At 33.9% G+C, this 24325-nt stretch carries 22 protein-coding genes; 10 read left to right on the top strand and 12 right to left on the bottom strand.

The annotated features are described in order from the left end of the window. Positions 1-31 precede the first annotated feature (31 nt). From F6U93_RS06115 to F6U93_RS06095, 5 genes are all read right to left on the bottom strand, one after another. On the bottom strand, positions 32-541 hold the full coding sequence (locus F6U93_RS06115; protein WP_150937885.1) for a hypothetical protein: 510 nt from the start codon (positions 539-541) through the stop codon (positions 32-34). Positions 542-661: 120 nt separating this feature from the next. Then, positions 662-1279 (bottom strand): DEAD/DEAH box helicase, encoded by a 618-nt coding sequence (locus F6U93_RS06110; protein ID WP_150937883.1) that lies wholly within the window; start codon positions 1277-1279, stop codon positions 662-664. A 131-nt stretch (positions 1280-1410) separates the two neighbouring features. Next, positions 1411-1989 carry a YceI family protein gene (locus F6U93_RS06105; protein ID WP_150937881.1) on the bottom strand — a complete coding sequence of 193 codons (579 nt, stop codon included), beginning with the start codon at positions 1987-1989 and terminating at the stop codon, positions 1411-1413. A gap of 31 nt (positions 1990-2020) precedes the next feature. Further along, the gene (locus F6U93_RS06100; RefSeq protein WP_150937879.1) at positions 2021-2374 is read right to left on the bottom strand and encodes a SnoaL-like domain-containing protein; all 354 of its coding nucleotides are present in this window, start codon (positions 2372-2374) and stop codon (positions 2021-2023) included. Between the two features lie 97 nt (positions 2375-2471). Then, on the bottom strand, positions 2472-3056 hold the full coding sequence (locus F6U93_RS06095; protein ID WP_150937877.1) for a Crp/Fnr family transcriptional regulator: 585 nt from the start codon (positions 3054-3056) through the stop codon (positions 2472-2474). Between the two features lie 99 nt (positions 3057-3155). Here F6U93_RS06095 and F6U93_RS06090 point away from each other — a divergent pair, with 99 nt between their 5' ends. Continuing rightward, on the top strand, positions 3156-4361 hold the full coding sequence (locus tag F6U93_RS06090; RefSeq protein WP_150937875.1) for a multidrug effflux MFS transporter: 1206 nt from the start codon (positions 3156-3158) through the stop codon (positions 4359-4361). Here F6U93_RS06090 and F6U93_RS06085 read toward each other — a convergent pair. After that, positions 4358-4876 (bottom strand): DinB family protein, encoded by a 519-nt coding sequence (locus tag F6U93_RS06085; protein WP_150937873.1) that lies wholly within the window; start codon positions 4874-4876, stop codon positions 4358-4360. The genes F6U93_RS06090 and F6U93_RS06085 overlap by 4 nt on opposite strands. A gap of 5 nt (positions 4877-4881) precedes the next feature. Next, complete coding sequence (locus F6U93_RS06080) at positions 4882-6654, bottom strand: ABC transporter ATP-binding protein (protein ID WP_150937871.1); 1773 nt, start codon at positions 6652-6654, stop codon at positions 4882-4884. Between the two features lie 212 nt (positions 6655-6866). On the opposite strand from F6U93_RS06080, the gene F6U93_RS06075 reads away from it, so the two are divergent. The 3 genes from F6U93_RS06075 to F6U93_RS06065 are packed head-to-tail and all read left to right on the top strand — an operon-like array spanning position 6867 to position 10091. Continuing rightward, complete coding sequence (locus F6U93_RS06075) at positions 6867-7481, top strand: fumarylacetoacetate hydrolase family protein (RefSeq protein WP_150937869.1); 615 nt, start codon at positions 6867-6869, stop codon at positions 7479-7481. 23 nt (positions 7482-7504) lie between these two features. Further along, positions 7505-9424 (top strand): DUF294 nucleotidyltransferase-like domain-containing protein, encoded by a 1920-nt coding sequence (locus F6U93_RS06070; RefSeq protein WP_150937867.1) that lies wholly within the window; start codon positions 7505-7507, stop codon positions 9422-9424. 1 nt (position 9425) lies between these two features. Continuing rightward, entirely contained in the window at positions 9426-10091 is a 666-nt protein-coding gene (locus tag F6U93_RS06065; protein ID WP_150937865.1) for a 3'-5' exonuclease, read from the top strand. Between the two features lie 405 nt (positions 10092-10496). Here the strand turns inward: F6U93_RS06065 and acs are convergent, their stop codons facing one another. Further along, positions 10497-12404 carry an acetate--CoA ligase gene (gene acs, locus F6U93_RS06060; RefSeq protein WP_150937863.1) on the bottom strand — a complete coding sequence of 636 codons (1908 nt, stop codon included), beginning with the start codon at positions 12402-12404 and terminating at the stop codon, positions 10497-10499. Between the two features lie 206 nt (positions 12405-12610). Between acs and F6U93_RS06055 the strand changes: the two genes are divergently transcribed. The 4 genes from F6U93_RS06055 to F6U93_RS06040 all read left to right on the top strand — a co-directional run bounded on the left by F6U93_RS06055 (position 12611) and on the right by F6U93_RS06040 (position 18422). Then, on the top strand, positions 12611-14551 hold the full coding sequence (locus F6U93_RS06055) for a transglutaminase-like domain-containing protein (RefSeq protein WP_150937860.1): 1941 nt from the start codon (positions 12611-12613) through the stop codon (positions 14549-14551). After that, positions 14541-16736, top strand: a complete 2196-nt coding sequence (locus tag F6U93_RS06050) for a DUF3857 domain-containing protein (RefSeq protein WP_150937858.1) — start codon at positions 14541-14543, stop codon at positions 16734-16736. The genes F6U93_RS06055 and F6U93_RS06050 overlap by 11 nt, the downstream gene beginning before the upstream one ends. 182 nt (positions 16737-16918) lie before the next feature. After that, complete coding sequence (locus F6U93_RS06045) at positions 16919-18016, top strand: heparan-alpha-glucosaminide N-acetyltransferase domain-containing protein (RefSeq protein WP_150937856.1); 1098 nt, start codon at positions 16919-16921, stop codon at positions 18014-18016. 160 nt (positions 18017-18176) lie between these two features. Beyond that, positions 18177-18422: a carbonic anhydrase family protein gene (locus F6U93_RS06040; protein ID WP_150937912.1), complete on the top strand. Its 246-nt coding sequence runs from the start codon at positions 18177-18179 to the stop codon at positions 18420-18422. Here the strand turns inward: F6U93_RS06040 and F6U93_RS06035 are convergent. Further along, positions 18394-18597 carry a hypothetical protein gene (locus F6U93_RS06035; RefSeq protein WP_150937854.1) on the bottom strand — a complete coding sequence of 68 codons (204 nt, stop codon included), beginning with the start codon at positions 18595-18597 and terminating at the stop codon, positions 18394-18396. The two genes, F6U93_RS06040 and F6U93_RS06035, sit on opposite strands and share 29 nt — an antisense overlap. Before the next feature lie 826 nt (positions 18598-19423). On the opposite strand from F6U93_RS06035, the gene F6U93_RS06030 reads away from it, so the two are divergent. Further along, positions 19424-20221, top strand: coding sequence for a carbonic anhydrase (locus tag F6U93_RS06030; protein WP_150937852.1), 798 nt, complete (start codon positions 19424-19426; stop codon positions 20219-20221). Positions 20222-20497: 276 nt separating this feature from the next. On the opposite strand, the gene F6U93_RS06025 is transcribed toward F6U93_RS06030, so the two are convergent. From F6U93_RS06025 to F6U93_RS06015, 3 genes are all read right to left on the bottom strand, one after another. Then, positions 20498-21445: a phosphoribosylaminoimidazolesuccinocarboxamide synthase gene (locus F6U93_RS06025; RefSeq protein ID WP_150937850.1), complete on the bottom strand. Its 948-nt coding sequence runs from the start codon at positions 21443-21445 to the stop codon at positions 20498-20500. Between the two features lie 121 nt (positions 21446-21566). Continuing rightward, complete coding sequence (locus F6U93_RS06020) at positions 21567-22079, bottom strand: hypothetical protein (RefSeq protein WP_150937848.1); 513 nt, start codon at positions 22077-22079, stop codon at positions 21567-21569. A gap of 158 nt (positions 22080-22237) precedes the next feature. Further along, positions 22238-23191, bottom strand: a complete 954-nt coding sequence (locus F6U93_RS06015; RefSeq protein WP_150937846.1) for a PhoH family protein — start codon at positions 23189-23191, stop codon at positions 22238-22240. 210 nt (positions 23192-23401) lie between these two features. On the opposite strand from F6U93_RS06015, the gene F6U93_RS06010 reads away from it, so the two are divergent. After that, complete coding sequence (locus F6U93_RS06010) at positions 23402-24295, top strand: SAM hydrolase/SAM-dependent halogenase family protein (protein ID WP_150937844.1); 894 nt, start codon at positions 23402-23404, stop codon at positions 24293-24295. Positions 24296-24325: the final 30 nt, after the last annotated feature.

Here is a 24325-nt window from a genome sequence, read left to right as displayed (position 1 = left end):
ATGACAAAGCCTTTTACTTAAAAAACGAATTTTACTTTATATTTTGAATATCATTCTCTGAAATATTCAACTGACTCATAACCGCGTTTATATCATTAGTATCAATTGTAGAAGCCAAATCTGAAGGCATTACTACAATTCTAAAAACTTGATTTTTCGTGAATTCAGCACCTACAGCATCAATATCATCACTTTCTGCAATAATATCAACATCACCTAAAGTGTAGTTGAATCGGTATTGAAAATACCCACCATTATTAAAGAAAATAGTGGCCGTTGGTAAAGGCTCCCATACATCAAGGCCGCTATCAACATCTTCTAAGCGATAAACCAATATGGCATCACCATCTACATTACTTTCCGGAAAAACGTAACGTTCATCAAGCTTATTTGATGAAAAATTGATGTTTCCAATTTCATAGGTAATCCCCACAAAATCAGAACCTGGAGCACCATCTCTACCAGGAGGGCCTTCTGGACCTTCACATGAAAATATTAATAGTGCTATAAAAATTCCTAGAGATAAAATATTATTTTTCATAAGTTTATATGTTTTAAACATGACTGTTCATTTAGACATCTATAAATTTAACTAAAAAAGTGAAGCTCTACAAGTATGGCATAGGTTTTATAATATCATAGATAATATGACCAACAACCACTACTTTTTAAGCTTTACCGTTTGCGTATTAAACATAAAGCTGTCTTGCCAACGCTCAAATCGGCTATCAAATTTATCAGAAAAAACTAAATACTGACAACGGTCTATACTTTCTGGTGTACGGTTAACCTCTGCGAAATTTTGGTTTCGGAATAAAAATTCGGCATCCTCAACAATAAACATTTGCAGTAAGTTCAGGTTTATGCCATTGAGATAAAAAATACGATTTAAACGTTTTGGCGTTGCAATGACCACATCGACCCCATTATAAATTTCATCACGTTGATGATCGATGTTTTTTTCGTCATAAGCACAATAAACCCGTAAATCTGTCCCACGAAGAAATGCGTTAAATTCCAGTTCTAAATCTAATGCCGCTTGTTTATTTTCAACAAAAATTAAAGCTCTTGGTGCATCGCCAACTGCTTTACCTTTTAGTTTTTGAATCACACTAATTACAATACTCGTGGTTTTACCCGACCCGTTTGGGGCGATACAAAACAGACTAGCTCCCCCTTTAATTTTGGATAAAATTTGTTTCTGAAACGGTAAAGGCTCATTAAAACCTTTGCTTTCTAAAGAATCTCTTAAAGGTTCAATGTATTTTTTAAATGACATATTGGAGTGTTTTATAAAAAACAAAGATAAGACTATTAACCGCTATCAAAAACTTATAACGTAATAAGGCACCCGAGTTGGGTGCCCTAAAACGCTAATAATCCTCTATAATGTTAGGAAGTGGATACTATTTAAAATACAATACTGGCTACAATTTCAAATTCATCGCGAATAGCACTTTCTTTTATACTATTAAAGAAACCTGAAGCTTTATACTCCACGCCATAATGCGTTCTATCTAGATTTAAGGTAGCCGATGCTTTATTGTCTTTTACAATCATGTTAAAGCTTACGGAGTTCGTTTTATTTTTTATAGTTAAATCACCGGTTACTTGATAGTTATGATCTTCTAAAGGTTTAACATCGGTAAAAACCAAGGTTGAAGTTGGGTGTTTTTCTACTTCAAAGAAATCTTCAGATTTTAAATGGTTCTCTAGCTTAACTTTAGAATCACCTTTCATATCTGTACTCACTAAAGTAGGCATATCCATGACAAACTTCCCTCCTGTTAGTTGGTCATTGTCAAACTCCAACATTCCAGATTGTATAGCTATGGTACCTTCATGAGAACCTAAAACTTTATAAGCCTTCCAAGTCACTTTACTGGCTTCAACATTCACTTCTTTTTTCTCTCCAGCATAAGGTGAAAAGGCAGAGCCCAAGCCCACTATTAAAACAAATAAGACTAGATTTTTAATACTATTTTTCATTGCTAATGTTTTTAATAAGTGGTTTCAATGTTTATGCCCCGAAATATTGGCGTTCTCCAATAATTTTATTGTTCCGCCATTCTTGAACAATCACTTTCTTAATATTTAGAGCACCTCGTGTTTTATGTAATAAATCAAATTGCCACTCTACCATGGTAATACGTTCTCCTATAGTGACGTGTAATGGTTTTGCTGAACGGAATTCGGTAATAGCCTCTACAAATCTCTTTATTTGTTTTCTGTTTTCCGATTTACCAAGGCAGCCTTCTTTATTATTTTCTTGAATAACCACATTGTCATCATAATATAAATCGAAAGCTTCTAAGATTTTACCTTGAAGTATCAAATCGTTTATATCACTAATGTTTTCGATCAATTTATTCATAACCAATTAAAATGTATACATTTTATACAAATTTCTGAAACCACTCAGAGTTAAAAAATGAAGTAGGTTATTAAATAAAGTTAATCTAGACTAACATTTACTGCTCGAGGATAATCTGACTTTTAATTTTACTTAAAAATTCTTTTGTTATCCCTAGATATGAAGCAATCATATACTGCGGAATACGCTGTTCAATTTGGGGGTATTTTTCTCTAAAATAGAGAAATCTATCTTTTGCCGACATGCTAAAGCTTCTTATAATACGTTTTTGAGAAGCTGCCAAGGCACGTTCAATAACGCGTCTGAAAAAACGCTCTAATTTAGGGATTTTAATGTATAATTCTTCAATATCATCACTAGAAATCATGATAAGTTCTGTATTCTCAATACATTGTATATTATAATCGGCAGGCGTTTGGGTGATAAAACTACCCAAATCGGCTGTCCACCACTCTTCAACAGAAAACATAACGATATGCTCCTGTCCTTCCGTATCAACATAATAGGTTTTAGTGCAACCAGAAATCACAAAAGATTCGTACTTACAAACATCACCTTGCTGCACCACGAACTGTCCCTTTAAATATTTTCTGTAGCTGACTTTTGAGGCTAAAAAGGTTTCCTCTTCTGAAGTTAAAGTCACATGATTTCTAATGTAGTCAAAAAGAGGCTGTATATTCATCAATTACGTTTACAATACATCAAATTTAGCAATAATATTATTGTCTTAATATATCGTTAAGTTAATAAATAGGCCGTTTGATTAAATTACTTTTGCAAAATGCAAAAATCACAACATTTCAAATTTGAGTTTGTCGCATTAATGGCCTCGTTAATGTCTATCGTAGCTTTATCTATCGATGCATTACTGCCGGCCTTACCCGAAATTGGCAAGCATTTAGGTCTTATTGACGCTAGAGACAACCAGTTGCTTATCACTATGATTTTTCTAGGGATTGGTTTCGGACAACTTATTTTTGGGCCTTTATCGGATAGCTTCGGAAGGAAACCCGTAGTTTTTGTTGGCTTTTCGGTATTTATAATGGCCAGTGTAATTTGTGTAACTACTGAAAGTCTTGAAATCATGATTGTGGGACGAATTTTACAAGGTATTGGATTATCGTCACCCCGAAGCTTATCCCTTTCTATGATTCGAGATTCTTATGAAGGTGATTATATGGCCAAAATCATGTCCATTGTTGTCATGTTTTTCATATTAGTCCCAGTGGTCGCTCCAACATTAGGTCAAGCGCTCATGGCTTTTTTTAGCTGGAAATCTATCTTTTATTTCAATCTTATTTTTGGAGTGATTATCATGTTTTGGTTCTGGCAAAGACAACCAGAAACGCTACCAAAAGCAAAACGTATTAAATTTTCAGCAGCCCTTTTTGTAAATGGTAGTAAGGAATTTTTCAAACAAAAAGAAGCCGTAGCCTTTACTCTAGTTTCAGGATTTATAACAGGGTCTTTTATGGTGTATTTAAGTACGGCTCAACAAATATTTCAAGAGCAATACCAATTGGCTGAAATGTTCCCTTATATTTTTGCAAGTTTAGCCATTTCAATAGGCTTAGCGACCTTTATGAATAGCCGTTTGGTAGAAAAATACGGCATGTGGCGCATTGCACACTTGGCTACTATTGCTTATGCCGTAGTGTCTGTACTCTATGTGATTTTGTTTTGGTCTGGTAACAACCCAAGTATTTTTATTTTACTAGGCTTTTTTGCCTTGCAATTTTTCGCTGTAGGTTTCCTTTTCGGAAATTTAAGAGCCATTGCCATGCAACCTATTGGTCATATTGCAGGGATTGGTGCTGCCATTAACGGATTTCTTTCAACAGTTATGGCTGTACCTATCGCGAACTATATTGGAGGTTATGTTACTGATTCTGTACTGCCGCTTTTTATAGGCTTTTCTATTTTCGGTGTTTTATCGCTCATCGTATTTACCATGATGAATCGCAAAAAGAAATTGGTGCGCGCCTAAAAATACAGCCGTTCCAATACTTCTAAATGATGCAGTTCATGGCCCACAATAATAAAAGCGGTCGCTCTCGCCGACATGGCCCCTCCACTTACGGTACCAATACATGTAAAATCAGAATTATCTAAACTCTTAATCAAGGTAATGGTATTATTGCGCACCGCTAGGTATTCCGTTACTAAATCTGTAATCGATTTGGCATTTGCTTTAGAAGCAGATACGTAGTCATCTTGCTCAAAACCTGGAAGTGCTGATTTATCCCCTCTAGCAATTGTAAAACAACGGTAATATAAAACGCGTTCGGTATCAACCATGTGCTGAAAAACTTCCTTAATCGTCCATTTTCCTTCAGCATAACTATAATTAAGTTTAGCTTCTGGAATACTTTCAAAAAAACTTATAACATCTAGGTTACCTTTTTCTAAACCTTCTAATAGACTGATGTGTTCAGGCACCTTATCAATATAGGTTTTATAATAACTATGATACTCTTTTGGTTCTAAAATACTTACTTTCATAATCCTTATATTTTTGCTTGATAGGTGTATAAATCGAAATATCTGCCATTATTAGCGATGAGTTCGTCGTGAGTACCACGCTCAACAATATGACCAGCTTCAATGACTAAAATTTGATCGGCTTTTCTAATAGTACTCAAACGATGGGCAATCACGATTGTGGTACGATCTTTTACCAATTCGTTTAAACTCTTCTGAATTAAAGCTTCGCTTTCGGTATCTAAATTTGAAGTCGCTTCATCTAAAATAATCAATTTCGGGTCTGCTAAAATAGCTCTTGCAATGGCTAAACGCTGACGCTGGCCACCGGAGAGCTTCACTCCTCTTTCTCCAATTAACGTGTCTAAGCCTTCATCAAACCGATCGGTAAATTCATTAACGTAAGCGGCTTTAATTGCATTTTGTAATTCAGCTTCCGTAGCATTTGGTCTGGGGAATAAAATATTTTCTCTAATGGTGCCTTCAAATAAAAATTCGTCTTGTAAAACCACCCCTAAATTTTTTCTGAAGCTATTTAATTTCACTTTAGATAAGTCCTTGTTATCAATTAGAACCTGACCCGAACTCGGATTCAAGAAGGTTGCTGAAAGTCCGGCGATAGTAGATTTCCCAGATCCTGAACTTCCTACTAAAGCCGTTACTGAGCCCGCAGGAGCTTCAAAACTCACATTATGAAGTACAGGTTTCCCTTCTTCATAAGCAAAAGACACTTCATTAAAAGCAATATCCCCTTTAAAATTTTCTAAGGAAATGTTACGGGCTTCGTTGTCTTCTTCAGCCGTCATATTCATGAGTTCTTCGGTACGGTCTAAACCAGCCAAAGCTTCGGTTAACTGACTCCCTATGTTACTCATTTGAACAATTGGCGCTATCATAAACCCAAGCACTAAAGTAAAAAACAGAAAATCACCAGTAGTCATTTCGCTTTGCATCATATAATAACCACCAATCCCCATAATACCTGTAGTTGCCACACCGACTAAAAAAGTTGATGAGCTGGTCATTATAGAAGTGGCTGTTAAACTCTTTTTTACATTTTGAAATAAACGCTCAACACCTTTCTCAAAAACGGCATTCTCTTGGTCTTCGGCATTAAAGGCTTTAATCACACGAACACCTGCTAAAGTTTCGGTTAAACGACCTTTAACCTCAGCATTAATCTTACCTCTTACTCTAAATACTGGACGAATGTACTTGAATGCTCGCAAGGCGATATACCCGAAAACTGAAAGTGGTACGAATACAAAAAGGGTCATCCAAGCGTTTAATTTTATTAAGATGACTAAAGACACAACCGCGGTGAAAGTACCTCCAACAAGTTGCACTAATCCTGTACCTATTAAGTTCCGAACCCCTTCTACATCACTCATAATTCTAGAAACCAAACCTCCTGTTTTATTATTATCGAAAAAACTAATAGGTAGCGACAAAACTTTCTTCTGAACCTGGGCTCTTAATTCGCTAATTAAAAACTGAGCCTGTACACTTAATATCTGGGTTAAAGCAAAGGATGTTAAAGCTTGAACCAAAATAGCCGTGATTACAATAGTAATTAGCGTGTATAATTGTGAAGGATCTTTGCTTGGTACCACCTCATCTAGAAGCACTTTAGACTGCCATGGTAAAATTAGCCCGGCCAAACTTCGAATTACGATTAAAATCAACCCAATAAACACGAGGTTTCGTCTGGGCCAGATAATGGTTTTAAAAGCCTGAGCCATGGAGACTTTAGACTTTTTTTTATGTTTTATATTAGTGGTTTCTTGAAGGTGTTTCATAGCACATTTTTGAGTTCAGCAAGTTATGTTTTTTTAATGAGAAGTTATTCTCGCACCAATAAAAGCGCATGAATGACTACTAATTAATTGCAATTCAACAAAATTTACCTCCCTAGTCTTATAAAAAAATTAATACCATTTGTAGGACGAAAAATTGTGTAATTCATTACTTTTATTGTTTGAAAAATTAACATTTAAATTTATACAAAATCATGAAAATTATAGGTATTGGTAAAAACTACGTAAACGATAAAAGTGAAGTTGCAGCCCTTAAAACTGGTGCACAAACTATTTTTGTTAAAGCTGAAAGTACTTTAGTTGAAAACAGCGCTGATATTGTTTTTCCTTCAATAACGAAACAATTAATTTATGAAGTAGAATTGGTTGCCAAAATTGGAAAACAAGGTAAAGATATCGCTGAAGCTGATGCAGCCTCATACATTAGCGAAATTGGTATTGGTATTGATTACACCGCTAAAGATGTACTTACAGCAAGTAGAGATAAAAAAGGGCCATGGGCATTAGCTAAAGGTTTTGATGGCGCTTCACCAGTTGCTGGTTTTAAACCAGTTTCTAACTTTTCAGATTTAAACGATATCAACTTCAATTTACTAATCAACGGTGAAGAGAAACAAGTTGGAAACACCAGCGATATGATTTACAACTTTGTTGAAATTATTGCTTACGTTTCTAAATTTATGACCTTAGAACCTGGTGATTTAATCTTTACAGGTACACCAGCCACTGGAGCCGGTGAAAACGTAAAAGGTGATCATTTACAAGCTTCTGTTGAAGGCGAATTATTATTAGATTTCAAACTTATTTAATAAAACTTCGGTGTTAGACCTCTATGAAAAACTCCATTGCTGAACGCGTTCTTGATTTTTTAATTAAATACCCACCTTTTAATTTATTAAACACCAAAGACCTGTATGAAATTTCAAAAGAAGTTTCTATCATTTACTTGGAAAAAGGTGATGTATTATTTGAGAAAGGCGATCCTGCAAAATCCGACTTTTACATGGTTAGAAATGGTGGTGTCAAATTATTACACAGCACCGGAGATAACACCCAAGAAATCATCAATATCAGTGATGCTGGCGATGTTTTTGGAATCCGACCATTAATAGCGAAGGAAAACTATAAATTATCGGCATCGGCCAATGAAGAGTCTATAGTTTATGCCATTCCTATTGATATCTTTACGTCGGTTACCAAAAACAACGCTAGCATTAATAAATTCTTAATTACGGCATTTGCTACCAATGCTTACGATCCGTATACTACTGAAGTTAGTGGTAAAATATTTGTTGATTACCTCCCAAATAGTGCTCATGACATTGTCAATTTCCAGAGTGCTAATTACACGAAGAATCCTGTAACCTGCCATGTAGGCTCCTCTTTAAAAGATGCGGCCATAAAAATGCGCAATCATAAAATTGGTTGTATTATCGTTATTGACGATGAAGAAAAACCTGTTGGTATTATTACGAATAGTGATATTAAAAACAAAATAGCCACAGGCGAATTTCCTATTGAAACTCCAGTAAGCAATATCATGTCTGCTCCTGTGATTAGTTGCAAAAAGGGACTAACCGTTGCCGATGGGCAATTACTTATGATTAAACATCATATTGGTCATTTATGCATCACCAAAGATGGCACGGTAAACACTAAACTCGTTGGTGTACTCACTCATCATGATGTACTAGCCACATTAGGAAATAACCCTACCGTAATTTTAAAAGAAATAAAAAGGGCCAACCGAACAAAAAAATTACGGGCGGCACGATTAAAAGCCAATAGTTTACTCAAAAACTATTTGGAGCAAAACATTCCGGTTGGACATATTGTTAAGGTTATTACTCAAATTAATGATGCTGTTACCGTTCGAGCTATTGAAATTGCTCTAAAGAAAATGCCAACCAATCCACCTGTGAAATTTTCATGGATTGCTTTAGGAAGCCAAGGTAGAAAAGAACAAATACTTTTTACAGATCAAGATAACGCGATTATTTTTGAAGATGTTCATGAAGATCAATATGAAGCCACACAAACCTACTTTTTAGAGCTTGCCAAATTGGTTACAAAGTCTTTAAACAAAGTTGGATTTGAATATTGTGAAGCCGATATGATGGCTAGCAACCCCAAATGGTGCATGTCCATCTCACAATGGAAAGGTCAGTTTGAGAATTGGATTTACACACCTGATGAAAAAGCTATATTATTAGCCTCTATTTTCTTTGATTTTAGTCCAATTTACGGCGAAGACACCTTAGCAGAATCACTAACGGAAACCATTTATAAAGCACTAGACCAAACTTCTCTATTTTTCAAGTATTTAGCCCGTGATGCTATTAAATACCCATCACCACTAGGGTTTTTCAAAAAATTTGCCGTTGAAAAAAGTGCCGAACAAAAAGACCTTTTTAATATAAAAAATAGAACCATGATGCCTTTAGTGGATGCCGCTCGTGTACTTACGCTTCAGCAACATATAAAAGGCATTAATAACACCCCTGAACGCTACGAACAACTAGCCGTTTTAGACCCGAATAACAAAGCCCTGTATCATTCTTGTGCCTATGCTTTTAAAGCCCTATCTAAGTTCAAAACCAAACAAGGACTTCTACATAATGATTCTGGTAAATTTATAGATATTGCAAGCTTGAGCAAAGAGGAAGAACTTAAATTACGACGTTGCTTGAAACCTGTTCATGACATTCAAGAAATACTTAAAATACGTTTTGATTTAAAAAACTTTATGTAATATGAAGTTATTCAATTGGTTTTCTGAAGAGAAAAAAGATTATCCTGAGTTTTGGCTCACATATATTGAGGGTTTCAAAAGTAAATTCAATGAGGATATCAAAAACACCCGCTTTATTGCTTTTGACACCGAAACTACGGGTTTCGATTTTAATGAAGACCGCGTACTATCGATTGGAGCCGTTTCGTTTATAGATAAAAAAATTGAAGTCAATAAATCGCTTGAAATTTATATACAACAAGATGTTTTCAATCCCGAAACTGTAAAAATTCACGGGCTTTTAAAAAACAGTAAAGTTGAAAAACTAAGTGAATTAGAAGCCCTAAAGGCCTTTCTCGCTTATATTAAAAATGATGTTTTAGTGGCTCACCATGCCAACTTTGATCGTAAAATGATTGATAAAATGTTGGAAAGACATGGTTTAGGCAAATTGAGAAACAAATTCATTGACACTGGACATCTTTATAAAAAATCGGTGCATCAGATTTACAAAGATGACGACCTCCCTTATAGTTTAGATGAATTAGCCAAAGAACTCAATGTACCTTTGGTTGACCGTCACACGGCCACTGGCGATGCGCTTATTACTGCTCTTGTTTTCTTAAAAACCTTGGCGCGTTTAGACAAACGTAAACACCTCAATTGGGGCTATTTATTGCCTAAATAGACCTTTACTTTAAACCTTACAAAGGCATGTCAAATCTAGCCTATATATCGGTAGACAGGCGCAATCAAGATTGACATATTAAATCGAAACGCTCTCGAATGATCACAAGGACCGTAACGAAACATCAATAGCAACGGTGTTCGAGCGGAGTCGAGAACCGTCATACCCCCTAGAAAACCATAAATTCATCAATATTTCATTGTCAAAAAACTCGATTTCGACTAATCTAAATCTAACACACTCCTAATATTCAATATTTACTAATTTTTCTTTGTAGCTCTCTGTAAAATCTCTGCATAATTAATTTTAACACAAAACACTTATTTAGTGTTTTTTACAATAAAAAAAGCTGTATCAAAAACAAACCTTTCGATACAGCCAATTTTAAATAAGCGTTCCTGTTATTTATAGTGCATTATCTATTATTTCTTGAACCACTTCAGGGTCTAATAAGGTACTGGTATCTCCTAAATTACTCACATCTTTACAAGCAATTTTACGTAAAATACGACGCATAATTTTACCCGAACGGGTCTTAGGTAAACCAACAGTAAATTGGATTTTATCTAATTTGGCAATCGGACCAATATGTTCGGTAATCATTTGGTTGATTTCTTTACGTACATTATTTTGATCTCTGCTTTCACCCGTATCTTTTAAAATCACATAACCATAAAGCGCATTACCTTTAATGTCATGCGGGAAGCCAACCACAGCCGATTCTGACACCGCTGGATGTTCATTAATAGCATCTTCAATTGGAGCGGTTCCCAAGTTGTGTCCAGATACAATAATCACATCATCAACACGTCCAGTAATTCTGTAGTAGCCTACCTCATCGCGTAAAGCGCCATCGCCAGTGAAGTATTTGTTTTCATAAGCCGAAAAATAGGTGTCCTTATAGCGTTCGTGGTTTTTCCAAATGGTTCTTGCCATACTTGGCCAAGGGAATTTAATACACAAACGACCTTCTACTTGATTGCCTTTAAGCTCCTCGCCCGCCTCATCCATAAGCGCTGGCTGAATACCTATAAACGGTAAAGTGGCGTAAGTAGGTTTTGTAGGCGTAACAAAAGGAATTGGAGAAATCATAATGCCTCCCGTTTCGGTTTGCCACCAGGTATCTACAATTGGGCTGTTCTTTTTACCAACATTATCGTTGTACCAATGCCAAGCTTCTTCATTAATTGGTTCTCCTACAGAACCTAAAACTTTTAAAGACGATAAATCACGTTTTTCAATCAAATCAACCCCTTCTTTCGCTAAAGCACGAATGGCAGTTGGTGCCGTATAAAATTGCGTGACTTTATGTTTTTCAACAATCTCCCAAAAGCGTCCGAAATCTGGGTAACTCGGCACCCCTTCAAACATCACTGAGGTCGCTCCGTTGGCTAAAGGTCCGTACACGATATAACTGTGCCCTGTAATCCAACCGATATCGGCAGTACACCAATACACATCATTTTCTCTGTACTGAAATACATTTTTGAAAGTGTAAGCCGTATAAACCATATAACCACCGGTAGTATGCACCATGCCTTTTGGTTTACCTGTAGAACCAGAAGTGTATAAAATAAAAAGAGGGTCTTCGGCATTCATAATTTCGGCTTCACAAACACTGGAAGCTTCATCTAAAAGAGGTTGCAACCATTCATCGCGCCCCGCTTTCATGGCAATCTCAGAATGAATGCGTTTTGCTACTAAAACAGAGTCTATTCCAGGGCAGTCTTCTAAAGCATCATCTACAATACTTTTCAAATCAATAGTTTTTGCACCGCGGTAAGAACCATCACTAGTAATAACCATTTTACAGTCACTATCATTAATACGTGTTGCCAAAGCTGTAGATGAAAATCCTGCAAAAACAACAGAATGAATCGCACCTATTCTAGCACAGGCTAAAACTGAAATAGCCAATTCAGGAATCATAGGTAAATAAATACAAACACGATCGCCTTTTTTTATGCCTTTAGCTTTTAAAACATTAGCAAATTTATTCACCCGGGTATGAAGTTGTTTATAGGAAATATGTTCAGCAGGCTCATCAGGACTATTAGGTTCAAACAAAATAGCCGTTTTATCGCCACGTGTTGTTAAATGCCTGTCAATACAGTTTTCGGTAATATTAAGTTGCGCCCCTTCAAACCATTTTACCTCTGGTTTACTAAAGTCCCAACTTAAAACGGTATCCCATTTTTTACGCCACATGAAGTGCTCTTCAGCGACTTCTTCCCAAAAATTTTCTGGTTCTCTAATCGATTTTCTATAAACTTGATAATACTCTTCTAAATGTTTTATGTGATAATTACTCATGATTTTGGTTTATAATCTTAGATAATTTAGTTTTATTCAGTTAAATCTAAATGTAATAAAATATTACCCATTTAAATCATTTTTTTCTACTAGCAACCATTTTTATACGACAGACAACCTAATCACCTAACGAATTATCCGATTTTACTAATTTGATTTTCTTACATCAAACTGAAATCATATATTCGTCTTTTTTCATTTAAAATATGCTCAAAACCATCCACTGTTTATTTGTGGCTGCGGTATTTTTAAATACTGTTTATGCTCAAAAAAACGTTCAACCTACCCCCGAAGAAATCGCATTATCAAAATCTTTAAAAGAGAAATATCCAGATAATTCAGTTGTTTTATTAGAAAGCTCAGATTACATTTCTTTCGAATTCAATAAAAATGAGGAGAAAATTTATGTCAATCAAGAATCAAATGAATCTATTATCAATATAGATTCTCGAGCTCAAATTCAAAAATATTCTTTTTATGATGAACAAACTACGATTCGGAAATTTGAAGTTACCACCAAGAATGATAAAAGTACAAAACCCTACATCACTGATGAAGCTTTGACTAATGATGATTTATTTCATCATGATACTCGGGTAAAATATACAAATATCAGTTTCCCTCTAATGGGGTACAAACACAACACTTACATTTCCAAAGAATATCGTGATATTAAGTATTTCTCCAATATTTATTTTAATGATGACTACCCTGTTCTTAAAAAAGTGATAAAAATAGAGGTACCTAATTGGTTAGATTTAGAGTTAAAAGAATTTAACTTTGAACAATATTCTATCCAAAAAGACATCAGTACTAACACAAAAAACGATTCAAAAACCTTTACATTTACTATAAACAACATCCCTGCAAGGTATAACGAACCTGATAGCCCTGGCCCCACCTATATATACCCTCACCTTTTAATTCTTGCAAAATCATACACCTTTGATGGCGAAAATAAAAATATATTTCATTCAACACAAGACTTATATAATTGGTATAAATCGCTTGTCACTGCTTTAAAAAATGATAATACCGTATTTAAAAAGAAGGTCCTATCATTAACTGAAAATACAACTAGTGATGAGGAAAAAATTAAAAACATATACTACTGGGTACAAGACAATATTCGTTACATCGCTTTTGAAGATGGTATAGCAGGTTTTAAGCCCGATGAAGCATCAAATGTTTTCGACAAAAGATATGGCGACTGCAAAGGTATGGCCAACCTGTTGAAACAAATGCTATTAGAAGCTGGATTTGACGCACGATTAACTTGGATTGGTACAAAAAGAATAGCTTATGATTACTCTACCCCAAACCTATCTGTAGATAACCACATGATTTGTACTCTTTTTAAAGACGGTGACACCATTTTTCTTGATGCAACCGAAAAATTTAATGCTTATGGTGAATATGCAAACCGTATCCAAGGAAAACAAGCCCTCATTGAGAACAACGATGGCTATATACTTAAAACCGTTCCTGAAATAACATCAGATTTCAACAGAGAATCTTTTAATTACGATTTCATATTAAATGACGATAAACTTGAAGGTAAAGCATCTAAAACCTTTATTGGAGAAAGCAGAACTAGTTTGCTTTACGCTTTTAATACATTGAAAGACAACAATAAAGAGGAATTCTTAGAACATTATTTAAACAACGGAAACACGAACATTGAGGTATCAAATATTGAAACTACAGATTTACTAGATAGAGAATTGAATTTAAATATGTTATATGATATTAACATAAAAAATGTTGTATCATCCTTTGATAGTGATGTTTATATTGATATCGATTTTGATAAAGAACTTGAAGGCTTTCTTTTAGAAAAAAGAAAAACCAACTACATCTTCCCTTATAAAAAAGACTTAGAATCATTAACGACACTAAAAGTTCCTTCGGAATATACAATTACACACCTACCGAAGGATATCAGCTTTTCTTCTAAAAATTTTGACATGAATGTTATGTTTAATCAAGCTAATAACATCATCACATATAAGAAAATATTCAAAATTAAAAATGGGCAAATTGAAAAATCAGATTTTGAAAAATGGAATCAATTTATATCTAACCTAAAAAGCGTTTACAACGAACAAATCGTACTAACCAAAGCCAACACCAAACATGAAAATTAAAATTATTCTCTCCTTATTAATTACATTTTCCTTATCTGTAATGGGTCAAACAAAAAAAGAACTTGAAGTTAAAAACTTTTTCTGGGGAGAACACGACACGCATAAAAACACTGTTGAAATACCCGATAAATGGAAGAGTGAATCGGCAGTTATTCTTTATAAAAACCAAAATTATGATTTTCATAAATTTGGTAAAAATGTGACCTATAAAAACTCGACAAGAAAACGTATAAAATTATTAGATAATTCTGCGGTAAAAGAATTTTCAGAATTTTCATTTTTAGATATATTTAGGGCTCCAACTAAAGTCATTGTTTTCCCTATTCCTGTAGCTTTCAATTGGCAGCAAAATACAGGTAATTTTGTAGGAATAAAAGTTGTTAAACCCAATGGTGATGAAATAGAAATTGATATCAAAAAAGAATCGGTTCAAGTAGACGGCAAAACAAACATCGCTATTCCTAACCTAGAAGTAGGTGACATCATAGATTATTACACGTATTACGAAGATTCTTTTAAATCGACATTCGCATATGGTTTTGAACCGGTAGAAACTACCTTGTCAGAAGAATACCCTATAGTAAATTTTAAACTGTTTTTTGAAACTGAAAATGATTTCTTTATAAATTTTAATTCTTACAATAAGGCTCCTGAATTAAAACAACTACCTACAGAAAAGAGAAGCATTAGACGCTACAGCCTAGAAGGCACTAATATTGACAAATACATCTCTAATAGATGGTTCTTCCCCTTGTTAGATCTTCCTTCGTATAAGTTTCAAGTATATTTTGCGCGTTCTGGGTCGTTTGAAGACCGAGCTTTAGCCTTCTTACCTGAAAAAGAAACCATCATTAAAAAAAACGTAAGCGAAGAAGAAGTCCTCGATTTATATGACAAGCGCTTAAGAGCTAATAGAGATATTGGTGACCTTAGAGATTTTTTCAAAAGTAAAACCTTTAAAAATGATACTGAGAAAGTTAAAGAGGCCTACTATTTTATGCGTCATGCTTACCTTACTCAATACATTGAAGCCATGGTTGTTAAAGAAGCAGATATATTATACAATCCCTTTGAATTCTATGGCTCTAACCCTCCTTTTATTAGTAGTCAAAAAGAGTTTATTAAATACTTTACAGCCTTTTTAAATCGTAATGACATTGATTATGACGTTGTGGTTTCGAAAAAACGATATGATGGAACAATTGATGATTTATTAATTGAAAAAAATGTAGACCTTCTCTTAAAAGTAAACACAGAAACACCACTTTATGTTGAATATTTTGACCAATATAACTCTATTAATGAGTTCAATCCATTAATTGAAAATACCGAAGCCTATCTATTGACCTCTTCAAAAAACAAAATAGATGGCATAACGAGAGAAAAGTTACCTCATAGCGTTTATTCTCAAAACGAGGAGAAAAAAGAAATAACCTTCACTTTAAATGACGATTTTTCTGGTTTTTCAATAACGTCCATTAGTAACTTCAAAGGACATCAAAAAAAGGAAGAACAAAATAACCGATTACTCTTTACTGACTATATTTATGATGATTATAAAAAATATGAAACAAAATCTTTTATTGAGCTTGTAAAAAGAAAGAAGAAGAAAATAGAGTATCAAAAACAATTGGATGCTGCCATATTAAAAATACAGAACCACCATAAAGAACAAATGAAAGAAGCTGCTCAATCAGAATTTGAGTTGAATGAAATTGATGACTATGCATTCAAAATCAATGAAACTGGTCGATATGGTTTTGATTCGTATTTAACATTTACTGAATCATTTAAAGGTAAAGATGCGTTTATAAAAAAAGCAGGCCCTAATTATATTGTTGAAATAGGGAAGCTCATCACCAATCAAATTGATTTGAACAAAAAACAACGGGAACGTACAGAAAACATACATATGTCATACCCTAGAATTTATAATAATAAAATCACGTTCAATATACCAAAAGGGTATGCCGTTACTGGTATAGACAAACTAAACAAGTCTATAGATAACAGCACCGGAGCCTTTATTAGTCAAGCAGAAGTTATTGGAAGTGACTTAATTATAACAACTTCCAAACAATACAAAAACTATTCTGAACCCAATTCAAATTGGAGTTTAATGGTTGATTTCCTTGATTCTGCTAATCAGTTTGTAAACGAAAAGATATTATTGAAGAAAACATAAATGCCCCATCCTCAAAAACCTATCCTATGATAACCAGTTGTAATAGCATAGCATAGGTTTTCATTATGACTTAAACTAACACAATGACTTGTTAACTAGATTATCCTCGACACAATAGTTGCACTGCCCTAATCAAGATTTAATTTTTAAAGTATATTTGCTCACAACCAAATTAAATACCATTGCAAACCAATCGCCTATACTTTATTGATGCCGTTAGAGCTTTTGCTATTCTAATGATGCTACAAGGGCATTTTATAGATACGCTCCTCGACCCTATTTATAGAAATTCCAACAATATATTTTATAATATTTGGAGCTATTTTAGAGGGGTTACGGCACCTATGTTTTTCACGATTTCAGGTCTGGTGTTTACCTATTTGCTCCTTCGTGCCTATGCCAAGGGACAAGATAAACCGCGAATTAAAAAAGGGCTATTTCGTGGCTTACTCTTGATTCTTATTGGTTATAGTTTACGAGCCAATATTTTAAGTTGGCTTTCAGGCTATTTTAATCCGTATTTTTTGGTGATTGATGTTCTACAGTGTATTGGTTTATCGCTTATACTCCTCGTGGGACTTTATGCTCTTTTTAGAAAACACAGCTACCTATTTTCTATTGTTTTATTTGTAATTGGCTGTGCTTGCTTTATTTCAGAACCTTTATACCGAAATCTCACTTTAGAAAACGTACCACGCTTTTTTGCCAATTACATGACTAAAAGTAACGGGTCGGTATTCACTATTTTACCTTGGTTTGGTTATTCGGCCTTTGGAGCTTTTTTATCCACTATATTTTTTAGACACTTACACAGAAAGCGTTTTAGACTCCTAACCATTACAGCTTTTTTAACCACAGGACTTTTTCTTGTTTTCGGCTCAACCTCATTTTTACTTAGTCTATATGACCTAACCGGTTTTACACTTTTAGAACGCTGTGCAAACTTCAATTATCTATTTGGTAGACTTGGTGATGTACTCATTATATTCAGCATTTTTTACAGTTTAGAACCTTTATTGAAACGGTCTATCATTTCTAAAATTGGAGAAAAAACTCTCTCGATTTATGTCATTCATTTTATTTTGCTTTACGGAAGTTTCACAGGCTACGGCATAAAACGTTATTTAAACAAATCTCTTAACCCAACTGAAGCCATATTTGGTGCATTATTGTTCATGCTTGTGGTTTGCTTTATATCCTTTCATTACGCAAAAACCAATGCTTTTGTTTACAACCTAGTTCGGAAAATTACTGACAAGGTAAAAAATAGAAAATCATAGCTACTTCTCTATAACTATACCCGCAGTAATTTCAAGAATAAACAAATTTAAATTGGGTTATAGCATTTTATTTTTCTGAAATATTATTTCTAAAGATTTAAAGAAAAAACGTTACAGTTAATAACTTTTAAGTCTTTTTTTAGAAACCTAACAAAAGTCAATATTCAGGTTTCAATACGAGCCTAGTACGCTGATTCATGATGTTGAAAACAACGGGCATTCTATCCAGTTTGATTTTGAAGAAGGTGATTATATCACGTATAAAAATGAACGCTTTTGCTTAAAACTAATACATTTTCATGAGCCATCGGAACACAAAATAGATGGTGTTATTTACCCCATTGAGATTCATCTTGTTATAATTAGTGTGTTCCATATTATTTGTTTTTTTCAATCATTGAAATAATTAATCTAACTTCAAAAAACCAAAACACTAGACCAAAAAGAGATGCAGCAATCGCCTCTTTAGTAGTCATGTAAATATTATCATTTATTAAAAATTTAAAAAAGCAGTATAGACCAATACCAGCAAACAAAAAAGGTAATAGTAAAGTTAAATACAATTTAGTTTTTAAATTCATAATTAGAATGGTTGAGTTTCTGTTTTCTTATATATTCACTCCTGTTACGGATGATGCTATTAAATATCTTCCAGCTATTTTTCTACTAGTTCTAGTTACTGTACGATCTGATTCTAAAATGAACTATGCATTTTACTTAAAGTTTTCATTTTTTAGTTATTATTTATTACGTCAAGGCAAATTAAAGCTTTTCTTTACATTGTAAATGTGTGTTTCCCGTACATTTTTATAAGAATTGTACCTTATAAAAAGGGGGGTATCTAAAAAAATAGCATTATTTTGTCAAAAATCTACTCATTCTTAAAATTAAGAATGAGTAGTAAAGTAATATTTAAGACTTAAAATTAGAACAATCTAAGTCTTTGACTACCAGGTTATAATGATGTAATTCCTATTAACCATCCTGATCGTATTGTTAACATAACAATTGATCATGTTAACACTAGAGCTTTAGAGGCAAATAATAAAGGAGTCGGAACCTCAAGCTATTAACTATTAAATACGGCTGTTACTTAAGGTCATTATTTATGCACGTCTATGTAACTTGTATTCTTCATAAAAAAAAGAACAAGCTTTACATGAGAATTTTCATTTCATGTGACTCAGCGGACAAAGTAAACCAAATCGTAATTCAATAAACGATTTCAGAGGTAAATGTTTACAAGGGAATTTAAAGAAGTTATTTCATTTCTCTCTATTCAACAAATAAAAAACGTTATAGTTAATAACTTTTATGCCTTTCAGCATCAAAACTGACATAAGTCAGTGTTTAGACATGGCATAGCTACTAATTTAGTACATCGAAAATCAACTAAATAAATCAGTTATGCAAACTAAACCATACAGCATCTTACTAGCCGTTATGACGCTAGTAACTATTTCATGCAACCAAGCAGAAAAGCAGACAGAACCTTTATTAGCACAACACCATGACACAAAAAAGCATTGGAGTTATCATGGCGAAACGGCTCCTGAACATTGGGCGGAAATAGAAACCCATTCTGATTGTAATGGTAATCACCAATCCCCAATAAATATCATTCATATCAATGCTGATTCTACTCATTTTGAAAATGAATTAAGCTTTCAATACGAGCCTAGCACGCTGATTCATGATGTTGAAAACAACGGACATTCTATTCAGTTTGATTTTGAAGAAGGTGATTATATCACGTATAAAAATGAACGCTATTGCTTAAAGCAAATCCATTTTCATGAGCCTTCTGAGCACAAAATAAATGGTATCATCTACCCAATAGAAGTTCACTTGGTCCACACCAGTAAATCAGGAAAAGCCACGGTTTTGTCCATACTAGGAAAAGAAGGCGAAGAAAGTCAGTTGTTTGAATTCTTTGAAAGCTTTTTACCCTTAAAAACAGGCGCTAAAAAAGAGATTAACCAAAGTGTTGATTTGTCAAGCTTTTTGCTTCAAGACAGACCCTATTACTCATATGGCGGTTCTTTAACAACACCGCCCTGCTCGGAAAACATCAATTGGATTGTTTTTAAAGACCCTATTATTTTATCTGTGGAAGAAGTCCTAAAGCTTAAAAGTAATATGCCAATTAATAACTATCGTAACGAACAACCTTTAAACGGCCGTGTGGTTGAATATCACTATTAGATTTTGGAATATTTATTTGTTTAATCGTTTATTCTTTGATCCGACTTTTATATGGGTGAATGAAATTGAATATTGTTTATTTCTATTGATTATTTGAAGGCGTGTTTATGTCTTTAATTATGTAATCTTTGTTGAGGCTAAAACCTGAAATTAAACAAGACTTTTCCTTTCGTGAGAGTTGGCAACCTGAACCATGAAAGCTTTTATAAAACAAAAAAATCTCCGCAGGAATAACCTACGGAGATTTTTTGTTATGATTTTTAAAGTAAATTAAGACTACTTTAAATAGGCTAAAACATTAGCCTCGATACGTTCTTCAATGTTACTTACATCGGCTTTTATGAAAGTTTCACCAGTAATGTTTTCGTAAAGTTCAATATAACGCTCACTTACCGATTGGATGTATTCATCACTCATTTCTGGTAAATTTTGCCCCTCTAAACCTTGAAAATTGTTAGCAATTAACCATTGACGTACAAACTCTTTACTCAATTGTTTTTGAGCTTCTCCTTTATCTTGACGTTCTTGATAACCTTCAGCGTAGAAATAACGAGAAGAATCTGGTGTGTGGATTTCGTCTATTAGAACAATTTTACCATCTTTTGTTTTTCCAAATTCGTATTTGGTATCTACTAAAATCAAACCTCTTGAGGCGGCAATTTCAGTACCACGTTGGAATAATTTACGGGTATAATCTTCTAACACCACATAGTCTTCTTCTGAAACAATACCTTTTTTCAAGATATCTTCTCTAGAAATATCCTCGTCATGGTCACCCATTTCAGCTTTGGTTGCAGGTGTAATAATTGGCTCTGGGAAAGCATCATTTTCTTTCATGCCTTCAGGCATAGCAACACCACAAAGCATGCGTTTGCCTGCTTTATATTCGCGAGCTGCGTGTCCAGACATATAACCACGAATCACCATTTCAACTTTAAAAGGCTCACATAGATAACCTACCGCTACATTAGGGTCTGGTGTTGCTGTTAACCAGTTTGGCACTAAATCTTCGGTTGCTGCCATCATTTTAGTGGCAATTTGATTTAGTATTTGTCCTTTATAAGGTATGCCTTTTGGCATCACCACATCAAATGCTGAAAGTCTATCGGTGGCTACCATAACCAATTCTTCGTCGTTGATGTTATAAACAGCTCTTACTTTTCCTTTGTAAAGACTTTTTTGCCCTGGAAATTTGAAATTGGTATCTGTAATTGTATTGCTCATCAAAGTTATATGTGAATTTTAAGTTACAAATGTAATTTGTTTAACTGCGCAAAACAAATACAAATAAAAAAAGGAAACATAAATATGTTTCCTTTTTACTAATCAATTAAACATCGCTATGTTATTTGAATCTAATATTATAGGTAACTCCTAAACCAACGGTTTGAATATCAAAATCGTGTTCAGCAAATGTATTTTGATAAAACGCATAGAAATTCCAATCTCTGTTGTGATAACCAACTTGTGGGTTTACATATAAACCACCATTATTATTATCTACATTTGTTAAGAAACCATACCCAACATCTGAACCAATAAAAAATCCGCTTGGTTCAAAATAATAACGTAAAAATCCCGCAACAGGTACAATTCCGAAATCATCTACACCTTCTTTTCCGAAAAAATGATTATATCCAGATGCCACACCCGCAGCTATATAAGGCGTGAATAGATATTGTCCTCTAAGACTTAAACCTAAATTAAAATCTGAAACATCACTAGCATCTCCAACAGGAATACCTGCAGTAACTCCAGCTTTTAACCAGGAATTATCTGGTGTAATTTCTATATCATTTTGTTGAGCGAAAAGCTGACTAAATCCTAATAATCCTGCAATTAAAAATAATTTTTTCATAATTTTTATTTATTGTTATACTGCAAATCTATTGGAAAGGACTTTCTAAACTCTTACACTATTTCTAACAAAGTTTATATAATTAAAGGATTGTACTAAAAACAAAAAACCAATTAACTGAATAACTGGTTTTTACTTAAAATAATATTTATTTATAATTACTCGGCGTTTTCTATACTCTTGTAAGCTTCAATGACTTTTTTAACGAGTTTATGACGAATCACATCTTTATCATCTAAAAATATAATACCTACACCTTCTACATTTTTCAAAATAAGCAAGGCTTCTTTAAGTCCGGAAATGGTACGTCGTGGTAAATCGATTTGCCCTGGGTCACCGGTTAATAAAAACTTGGCGTTTTTCCCCATACGGGTTAAAAACATTTTCATCTGGGCGTGTGTGGTGTTTTGTCCCTCATCTAAAATCACAAAAGCATTGTCTAAAGTTCGTCCACGCATAAAGGCCAAAGGCGCAATTTGAATGGTACCGTTTTCAATATAATGTGCTAATTTTTCGGGAGCAATCATATCACGAAGGGCATCGTAAAGTGGCTGCATATAAGGGTCTAACTTTTCTTTTAAATCACCAGGAAGGAAACCTAGATTCTCACCGGCTTCAACAGCTGGGCGTGTTAAAATGATACGTTTCACCTCTTTATTTTTTAGAGCTTGAACAGCCAGAGCGACACCAGTATAGGTTTTTCCTGTTCCTGCAGGACCAATTGCAAAAACCATATCGTTTTTACGCATGAGCTCTACCATTTTCCGTTGGTTTGCTGTTTGTGCTTTAATAAGGCGACCGCTTACACCATGCACAATCACTTCGCCGCTTTTTTCTGAAGTATTATAATCGTCACTACTTTGACTCGTTAAAACACGCTCTATAACATTTTCATCGAGTTTGTTATATTTTGCGAAATGTTTTAAAAGCATGGTAAGGCGCCTATCAAATTCCTCTAGTAATTCTTCATCACCGTAGGCTTTTATTTTGTTGCCTCGCGCTACAATTTTTAATTTTGGAAAGTACTTTTTTAAAAGTTCAATGTTCGTGTTTTGTGCTCCAAAAAACTCTTTTGGAGAAATCTCTTCAAGTTCGATGATTATTTCGTTCAAAGGCGTGGTTTTAAGTTAAAAATTACAGTTTCATTGTTACGTGTTCAGTCTAGTTTTTAAATTTATGTTCATGAGTCTTACAAATACACATTTTTCATTTAAATTATAAATACGAAAACGAAAATTTGTAGGTTTGTAATCATTCATGTCTCTCTCAAATTTAAGTAAAATTGAGGGACAAAACATTAAAAACATATCAACAATTTGCCCATGGCAATTATTACACTAACAACCGATTTTGGAGAGAAAGATTACTTTGCTGGCGCGACACGAGGCGCTATTCTAAGTGAACTCCCTGGTGTGACCATTGTTGATATCTCACATAATGTTTCACCTTTTAACATTCCTGAGGCGGCGTACATTATTCAAAATGCTTATAACAATTTCCCAAAAGGAACCATACATATTATAGGTATTGACTCAGAATTAAATCCAGAAAACAAACACATTGCCGTGAAACTCGATGGGCATTATTTTGTTTGTGCCAATAATGGCATTATGAGCATGATTTGTTCTGAAATTGCACCTGAAGATATTGTTGAAATTAATATCCACGATAAAATAAGAAGTAGTTTTACGGTTTTAGATGTTTTTGTTCAAGTGGCTTGCCATATTGCGCGTGGTGGTACCTTAGATGTTATTGGTAAAAAGATTTCTGAAATTAAACCTATAAAAGGCATCAAACCTTATATTAAAGACGACAAAACGATTCTTGGAAACATTATTTATATTGACAATTATGGTAATGTAGTAACTAATATTAAACGCAACTTTTTTGAATCCATACAAAAAGGGCGCAATTTTGAAATTACGGTCCGCCAGTACACCTTTTCAAAAATCTATCAGAAATACAGTGATATTGTTAATTTTGACATTCCAGAAAATAAACGAAATGATGAAGGGCGTCGTTTGGCCGTTTTTAATTCGGGTGATTTTCTGGAAGTTGCGGTTTACAAAAGTAATAGTGCTACAACAGGTAGTGCTTCTAGCCTTTTAGGCTTAGGTATTATGGATTCTGTGAGCGTGACGTTTATTCCTGACCCGATTAAATTAGACGATGTGGAATATCCTCAAAACATTCATAGACTTTCTGATTTCGAATAATAATTTAAACCTTATGTTTGTGAGGAAAGG

It is taken from the genome of Pseudotamlana haliotis, assembly GCF_008806375.1.
GTDB lineage: Bacteria > Bacteroidota > Bacteroidia > Flavobacteriales > Flavobacteriaceae > Pseudotamlana > Pseudotamlana haliotis.
The sequence above is the reverse complement of the archived record's forward strand: the minus strand, read 5'-3'. Positions and strand labels throughout refer to the sequence as shown.

Excerpts from the sequence above, each read along its gene's own strand:
- F6U93_RS06115 (WP_150937885.1), bottom strand. The coding sequence starts at position 541 with ATGAAAAATAATATTTTATCTCTAGGAATTTTTATAGCACTATTAATA.
- F6U93_RS06110 (WP_150937883.1), bottom strand. The coding sequence starts at position 1,279 with ATGTCATTTAAAAAATACATTGAACCTTTAAGAGATTCTTTAGAAAGC.
- F6U93_RS06105 (WP_150937881.1), bottom strand. The coding sequence starts at position 1,989 with ATGAAAAATAGTATTAAAAATCTAGTCTTATTTGTTTTAATAGTGGGC.
- F6U93_RS06100 (WP_150937879.1), bottom strand. The coding sequence starts at position 2,374 with ATGAATAAATTGATCGAAAACATTAGTGATATAAACGATTTGATACTT.
- F6U93_RS06095 (WP_150937877.1), bottom strand. The coding sequence starts at position 3,056 with ATGAATATACAGCCTCTTTTTGACTACATTAGAAATCATGTGACTTTA.
- F6U93_RS06090 (WP_150937875.1), top strand. The coding sequence starts at position 3,156 with ATGCAAAAATCACAACATTTCAAATTTGAGTTTGTCGCATTAATGGCC.
- F6U93_RS06085 (WP_150937873.1), bottom strand. The coding sequence starts at position 4,876 with ATGAAAGTAAGTATTTTAGAACCAAAAGAGTATCATAGTTATTATAAA.
- F6U93_RS06080 (WP_150937871.1), bottom strand. The coding sequence starts at position 6,654 with ATGAAACACCTTCAAGAAACCACTAATATAAAACATAAAAAAAAGTCT.
- F6U93_RS06075 (WP_150937869.1), top strand. The coding sequence starts at position 6,867 with ATGAAAATTATAGGTATTGGTAAAAACTACGTAAACGATAAAAGTGAA.
- F6U93_RS06070 (WP_150937867.1), top strand. The coding sequence starts at position 7,505 with ATGAAAAACTCCATTGCTGAACGCGTTCTTGATTTTTTAATTAAATAC.
- F6U93_RS06065 (WP_150937865.1), top strand. The coding sequence starts at position 9,426 with ATGAAGTTATTCAATTGGTTTTCTGAAGAGAAAAAAGATTATCCTGAG.
- acs (WP_150937863.1), bottom strand. The coding sequence starts at position 12,404 with ATGAGTAATTATCACATAAAACATTTAGAAGAGTATTATCAAGTTTAT.
- F6U93_RS06055 (WP_150937860.1), top strand. The coding sequence starts at position 12,611 with ATGCTCAAAACCATCCACTGTTTATTTGTGGCTGCGGTATTTTTAAAT.
- F6U93_RS06050 (WP_150937858.1), top strand. The coding sequence starts at position 14,541 with ATGAAAATTAAAATTATTCTCTCCTTATTAATTACATTTTCCTTATCT.
- F6U93_RS06035 (WP_150937854.1), bottom strand. The coding sequence starts at position 18,597 with ATGAATTTAAAAACTAAATTGTATTTAACTTTACTATTACCTTTTTTG.
- F6U93_RS06030 (WP_150937852.1), top strand. The coding sequence starts at position 19,424 with ATGCAAACTAAACCATACAGCATCTTACTAGCCGTTATGACGCTAGTA.
- F6U93_RS06025 (WP_150937850.1), bottom strand. The coding sequence starts at position 21,445 with ATGAGCAATACAATTACAGATACCAATTTCAAATTTCCAGGGCAAAAA.
- F6U93_RS06020 (WP_150937848.1), bottom strand. The coding sequence starts at position 22,079 with ATGAAAAAATTATTTTTAATTGCAGGATTATTAGGATTTAGTCAGCTT.
- F6U93_RS06010 (WP_150937844.1), top strand. The coding sequence starts at position 23,402 with ATGGCAATTATTACACTAACAACCGATTTTGGAGAGAAAGATTACTTT.